At 67.8% G+C, this 1,088-nt stretch carries 2 protein-coding genes; both read left to right on the top strand.

Features of this window, described 5'->3' with window-relative positions:
• Window positions 1-486, top strand: a 486-nt coding sequence (locus tag ACFP9U_RS25185) for a PD-(D/E)XK nuclease family protein (RefSeq protein ID WP_378625633.1), incomplete at its 5' end; no start/stop codon positions are given.
• Window positions 483-1,088, top strand: a 606-nt coding sequence (locus tag ACFP9U_RS25180) for a UvrD-helicase domain-containing protein (RefSeq protein ID WP_378625632.1), incomplete at its 3' end; no start/stop codon positions are given. The genes ACFP9U_RS25185 and ACFP9U_RS25180, both read left to right, overlap by 4 nt.

Raw genomic sequence — 1,088 nt, 5'->3', positions numbered from 1 at the left:
CCGATTGCCGTCGGCGCGACGGGCAATACGCTTTCCGGCCGGGCCGACCGCATCGACCTGCGGCGCGACGGCACCGCAGACATCATCGACTACAAGACAGGCGCCCTGCCCTCCAAGCCGCAGGCGCACCGTCTGCTGGCGCCGCAGCTCGCGCTGGAGGCCGCTCTTCTCGCCCGCGGTGCCTTCGCTGAGCTGGGCAATCCGCCGCCGGCTGATCTTTGCTATGTGCGCCTGCGCGCAAACGGAACGGTGGAGCCCGAATCCATTCTGAAGATCAGGGACAGCGAGAAGTCGGGAAGCGCGCTCGCCGAAGAGGCATGGGAGCGGCTCCAAAAGCTGCTCGCCCACTACCAGTCGCCGGACGCCGGCTATCTTTCCCGTGCCCTGCCGTTCAAGGAAGGTGACACGGAGGGCGATTACGACCATCTGGCCCGCGTCCTGGAGTGGTCGGCGGGCGGCGATGCGGGTGCGGGAGACGGCGAATGAACAAGCGCCTGCGCATTCCCGAGGATACCGCGGAAACCCAGGCGCTCGCTTCCGATCCCGCGCTTTCGGCCTGGGTGTCCGCCAATGCCGGGTCGGGCAAGACCCATGTGCTGGCGAGCCGTGTCATCCGCCTCCTGCTCAAGGGGACCGACCCCGCCAAGATCCTCTGCCTCACCTATACGCGCGCAGCCGCCGCCAACATGGCCAACCGCGTCTTCGAGATCCTGGCGAAGTGGAGCCTTTTGCCCGACGAGACCCTGGCCGGCGAGATCGCAGCACTCGAAGGGCGCCGGCCGGGCGCGGAGAAGCTGCGCCGTGCGCGCCGGCTTTTCGCCCGAGCGCTCGAGACGCCCGGCGGCTTGAAGATCCAGACGATCCACGCCTTCTGCGAGGCAATCCTGCATCAGTTCCCGCTTGAGGCGAACATTGCCGGCCATTTCGAACTGCTCGATGCGCAGATGGAGGAGGCGCTTTTCGCCGAAGCGCGGCGCGACTTGCTTACCAGCATCGCCGCCGAACGCGACGGTCCGCTGGCCGAAGCCTTCGCGCAGGTGCTGGAGCGTGGCGGCGAAAGCGGCCTGCAGGCCCTGCTCGGCGAGATC

This window comes from Nitratireductor sp. GCM10026969 (assembly GCF_042660605.1).
GTDB lineage: Bacteria > Pseudomonadota > Alphaproteobacteria > Rhizobiales > Rhizobiaceae > Chelativorans.
The sequence above is the reverse complement of the archived record's forward strand: the minus strand, read 5'-3'. Positions and strand labels throughout refer to the sequence as shown.